Below are 4,568 nucleotides of genomic sequence, written 5' to 3'. Positions count from 1 at the left end.
GCGACGCGGCGAAGGTAGCGTCGGTGACGGCGAGCACCATCCCGAGGATGACGAGCGACGCGAGGCCGATGACGGCGACGTTGACGAGCGTCTGCGCCAGCAACCACTCCGCGCGCGACAGCGGCGTTGTCGCGAGTTTCTCGAAGCGGTTCCCCTCGCGGTGGCGGGCGACCTCGCTACCGACCCGCGACAGCGGGGTAAAGAGGACGACGACGGCGAGGTAGCCGGCGACGTAGTAGCCCGGCGGTTCGGCGAACAGTCCGCCGCCTGCCGGGTCCGTCCGGATCAACGCGCCGAAGATGAGGATCAAAATGACGGGAAAAAAGAACGTGAAGAACACGGCCGTCCGCCGTCTGGCGAAGGCGAACCACGCCGCCCGCGTCTCCGCCCCGACCCGGCCGACCCGGCTCACGCCCGACCCTCCGGGGTGGCCACGTCCGTTGTCGTCGTTTCGGAGGCCTCCCCCTCGTCGATTCCTTCGGGGGCGTTTGCCCCGGTCAGGGCGGCGTAGGCGTCGTCGAGGCTCGGCTGCCGCCAAGCCAACCCTTCGTAGACGATTCCGGCGTCGGCGAGTTGATCGACGATCCGTGAGATCTCGGTCGCGTCGGCGGGCACCGAGACGTGCCGGCCGGCGTCGATCGGTGCGTAGCCGGCTCTCCGGAGGACGCTCTCCGCGGCGCGGTCGTCATCGGCCTCGATCACGACGCGGCTGTCGCCGCCGTGGCGCTCGACGAGTTCGGCGGGCGAGCCGAGCGCGACGAGTTTGCCGTCGGCCAACAGCCCGACGCGGTCGGCCAGCTCCTCGGCCTCACCCATGTAGTGGGTGGTCAACAGGACGGTCGTCCCGCCATCGGCGAGCCCTTCGATGAGTCGCCACAGCTCGCGGCGGCCCGTCGGGTCGATCCCGGTCGTCGGCTCGTCGAGGACGAGCAACTCGGGATCGTTGACGAGCGTCGACCCGACGCAGGCGCGGCGCTTCTGGCCCCCCGAGAGGTTTTCATAGAACGTCCCGGCGCTGTCGGTCAACCCGACGTCCTCGAGGACCGAATCGGGGTCCCGCGCGCCGTCGTAGAGCCCGGCGTAATACGCGATCAACTCACGGGCCGTGAGTCGGTCCGCGGGCGTGAACTCCTGTGGTAGCAGGCCGACCCGGCCGCGGTCGACGTCGGTCGGCGGCTGCCCGAAGATCGAAATTTCGCCCTCGGCGTCGGTCGTCCCGAACAGCGCGCGGATGAGCGTCGTCTTGCCGGCGCCGTTGGGGCCGATGAGTGAGAAGATTTCCCCCGCGTCCACGGAGAACGAGACGCCGTCGAGGGCGACCGTCTCACCGTAGCGACGGCGGACGTCCGAAGCGTCGATGACCATACGAAACACGGAGGCGTCTCGGGCCTAAAGGCTGCTGTTCGCGTCCCACACCGGGGGATGCATCCCGGACTAGCAGGCGTTCGCCTCGAAACGCCGCAACGACCGGCCCCTAGACGAGCGGTTCCTCGCGCCCGCCAAGATAGTCGAACACCGCACCGAGGCAGAACCCATAAATAAGGTGCCCGGCGAGGGTGACGGCCACGTACGCCGCCAGCGCCGCCCCGGCGTAGCCGGTATAAAACGCGAGGACGAACCCGGTCCAGAGGACGGCCCCGAAGACGGTCCCCCGCCGCGCCCACGTCCCGCCGGGGAGGTACCGGCCGAGGGACACAAAGAGCAGCGGCCACATCACCGTCCCGCCCGTGAGGAACAGCAGGTAGCCAACCGCAACCGCGTATCCGGAGACGACTGCGTCGAGGCCGATCAACTCCACGACCGTAACAAACGACTCGACGTCGAACCCGCCGAGAGTGGCTCCGACGAGGAGAACGACCGTCATCGCTGCCGTCCCGACCGCGCCGCTCACCGCGCCGATCAGGCCGTCGAATACGATACCCGTCACCGAGTCCCCGTCGTACTCCGGAGACTCGAAGTTATCTTCGCCCGTTTCGGTAGAGGACATGCGTTAATATACATGAATATTCATTATAAACCTCTCGCTGCGACGCCCATCACCGCCCGACCGGTCAGTGTCAGAACGACCGGGGCGGTCGGCGCCGGGTCACAGTTCGAAACGCTCCCCGTCGACGGCCATGTCCGGGTCAAAGGCCATCTCGGCGGGGATGTAGTGTGAGAGATGCACGAGCCGGTAGTCGTCGGCGTCGAGGTCCGCCGCCAACGCCCGAGCGCCCTCGATGGTCATGTGTTTGCTCCCGAACGTCCGATAGACGCCGTCGTCGTCGGGGTGGGCACCGCCTGCCGGGTGGTGTTCGGCGTGGGTAGCCGGAACGATCCCGTCGGCAAAGAGCAGGTCCGGGTCCCGGAGGGCGTCGCGGGCGGCCGCCCCGATCCCGTAGTTCGTGTCCCCCGAGATCGACAGCTTTGCGCCGGTCTCGGGGTCCTCGACGGTGAGTCCATAGCACAAAAGCGGCGGGTGTTTGACCGGGACGAGCGTCACCTCGAAGCCGCAGGCCTCGAAGGAATCGTAGGGCGAGCGCGGCTCGACGGTAATGGTGTCGAGGTAGTGGTACTTCTCCGAGACGGTTTCGGCGACGCTTTGATCCGTCATCGGGTCGGTCTCATCGGCGGCGAACACCGGCACCTCGTCGAGTAGCCGGTAGGCGTTCCCCAGGCCGTCGAGGTGGTCAAAGTGAATGTGGCTGATGAGCACCGCATCGGGCAGCGACACGTCGTGGGTCAGAAACTGATCGCGGAAATCGGGGCTGGCGTCGACGAGCAGCGACTCGCCGGTGCGTTCGTTGTGAATATGTACCGAAAACCGCGTGCGTTCGACGCCGCGCTCACGGGCGCGGGCGCAGGTATCACAGTCGCACTTCGGTGTGGGCGTCCCCGTCGTGTCGCCGGTGCCGAGCAGCGTGACGTCCATCAGTGATCGTGGTCGTGACCGTCGGACCCGCCCGCCACCAACGCGTCCGCGTCCCCCTCGATCATGTCCATGTTTTTGAGATTGTCCCGCTCCTCGAAGCCCTCGATTGCGTCGAGGAGATCCGACTGCGTCAGCGTCGTCCGCTCCTCGGTCAGCGCGTCGAGGACCGCCTCCCGGAGCACGAGTCGGAGGTCGCTGCCCGTCAGCCCCTCCGTCGCCTCGGCGAGCGCCGCCGGATCGAAGTCATCGATGTCCATTCGCCGGGTGACGATCTGTAGGATGTCCGCGCGCATCCCCGAGTCGGGCTTCGGGAAGTTGACGATCTCGTCGAAGCGCCGCCAGGCCGCCGCATCGAGTTGGTCGGGGTGGTTCGTCGCGCCGATCAACAGCACGTCGTCTTGGATCAGCGAGATCTCGTCGATACTCTTCAACAGCGTGTTGACGGCGCGTTTGATCGCGGCGTGTTCGTCCGACGAACGGGTCTTGGCGACGAAGTCGAACTCGTCCATAAAGAGGATACACGGCGAGAGCCGCTTTGCGATCTCGAAGGTCTTGTCGACGTTCTTTGCCGTCTCGCCGAGGTACTGGCTCGTGATCATCGAGAGCTTCACCTCAACGAAGGGGAGATCGAGATCCTGTGCGAGCGCGCGGGCGACCGAGGTCTTGCCGGTTCCCGGCGGCCCAACGAACAGCAACTTGCCGATCTCACGGAGACCGATCTCGGCGAGGTAATCGCGGTGCTCGATCGCCTTGACTACCTTGTGAATCTCGTTTTCCTGATCGCCGGTCAACACGAGATCGTCGAGGGTCATTTCGATCTCCTCGGGGGCGCGGATCTCGACGAGATCGAGCATCTCCTGTTCGTCCTCGTCAAACATCTCCTCGAGAAGCGAGTCGATCCAGACGCGGTCGGCGTGGATCGGCCGGTTCTGCTCGCGGGCGGTTTCGTAGTCAACGTCGGCCCCGTCGCCGAACGAGTACGCGAGCGTTGGGTTGCTTCGCAGGGCGTCGGCGTCAGTCCGTTCGAGGAACCACGACTCGGCCATCCCGCGGTCGCTAAATTCGATCTTCCCCGAGAAGTCGTCCCGATCGGTGAACATCAGCCCGGAGATGGCTTCCCAGGGGCGATCGACGCCGGTCGCGGCGGCGGCGGTGTTCGTCGTCGTCGTTAGCGGCCGCTCGACCTCACCGCCCTCCCAGAAGACCCGCCGATACCGGGGCGGCAGATCGCGCTCATCGAGGTCGCGGTTTTCGGTGTAGATGGCCGCAGTCAACAGGAACTCAACGACATCGAGTTCGGGGCTGCTCATTCCCACTATGCTTGCCGCGGCGGAGGTATAAGCCCGTCGAAAGCCGCGATACCGGTGTCTCGCACAGTTCCCGATGCGGGTGCCTTCGGCGGCCGTCTCGCTTCTCTGCCAGTCGGGGGTGCGGCACGGGCATCGCACCTCCTGATAGCCCGGCTCGCGGCGCAGCCGTGTCGCCGCCGCCCGGACGGGGGTGGGCGCACGACACCGAAGTCGGTTTATCCATCCCGCCGTTCGATAGGCGTATGTCGCTTCGGGTGACGTTTCTCGGGACAGGCGGCGCGGTGCCGACGACCCGACGGAACACGAGTTCGGTGTTCCTCCGGCGGGAAGGCGAGCGCTTCCTGTTC

The 4,568-nt window shown here is 66.4% G+C and carries 5 protein-coding genes and 1 pseudogene; 1 reads left to right on the top strand and 5 read right to left on the bottom strand.

Translation table 11 applies throughout. The features are described 5' to 3' along the window. The 5 genes from ACI944_RS12110 to ACI944_RS12090 form a co-directional block, all read right to left on the bottom strand. Positions 1 to 412, bottom strand: a 412-nt coding sequence (locus tag ACI944_RS12110; RefSeq protein ID WP_411719302.1) for an ABC transporter permease, incomplete at its 3' end; no start/stop codon positions are given. Beyond that, positions 409 to 1,365, bottom strand: coding sequence for an ABC transporter ATP-binding protein (locus ACI944_RS12105; RefSeq protein ID WP_411719301.1), 957 nt, complete (start codon positions 1,363 to 1,365; stop codon positions 409 to 411). The genes ACI944_RS12110 and ACI944_RS12105, both read right to left, overlap by 4 nt. Before the next feature lie 109 nt (positions 1,366 to 1,474). After that, a complete protein-coding gene (locus ACI944_RS12100; RefSeq protein WP_411719300.1) occupies positions 1,475 to 1,987 on the bottom strand; it encodes a DUF6789 family protein in 513 nt (170 codons plus the stop codon). Positions 1,988 to 2,086: 99 nt separating this feature from the next. Then, positions 2,087 to 2,911, bottom strand: coding sequence for an MBL fold metallo-hydrolase (locus tag ACI944_RS12095; RefSeq protein WP_411719299.1), 825 nt, complete (start codon positions 2,909 to 2,911; stop codon positions 2,087 to 2,089). Beyond that, entirely contained in the window at positions 2,911 to 4,221 is a 1,311-nt protein-coding gene (locus tag ACI944_RS12090; protein WP_411719298.1) for an ATP-binding protein, read from the bottom strand. The genes ACI944_RS12095 and ACI944_RS12090 overlap by 1 nt, the downstream gene beginning before the upstream one ends. A gap of 242 nt (positions 4,222 to 4,463) precedes the next feature. Here ACI944_RS12090 and ACI944_RS12085 point away from each other — a divergent pair. Continuing rightward, positions 4,464 to 4,568, top strand: a pseudogene (locus tag ACI944_RS12085) (ribonuclease Z); the annotation flags it as partial.

Source organism: Natronomonas sp., assembly GCF_046710025.1.
Taxonomy (GTDB): Archaea; Halobacteriota; Halobacteria; order Halobacteriales; family Haloarculaceae; genus Natronomonas.
Note: the sequence above shows the minus strand (reverse complement) of the source record. Positions and strands in the feature narration are given on the sequence as shown.

Bases quoted from the DNA above. Each gene is read 5' to 3' on its own strand.
- ACI944_RS12105 (WP_411719301.1), bottom strand. From the start codon at position 1,365: ATGGTCATCGACGCTTCGGACGTCCGCCGTCGCTACGGTGAGACGGTC.
- ACI944_RS12100 (WP_411719300.1), bottom strand. From the start codon at position 1,987: ATGTCCTCTACCGAAACGGGCGAAGATAACTTCGAGTCTCCGGAGTAC.
- ACI944_RS12090 (WP_411719298.1), bottom strand. From the start codon at position 4,221: ATGAGCAGCCCCGAACTCGATGTCGTTGAGTTCCTGTTGACTGCGGCC.
- ACI944_RS12095 (WP_411719299.1), bottom strand. From the start codon at position 2,911: ATGGACGTCACGCTGCTCGGCACCGGCGACACGACGGGGACGCCCACA.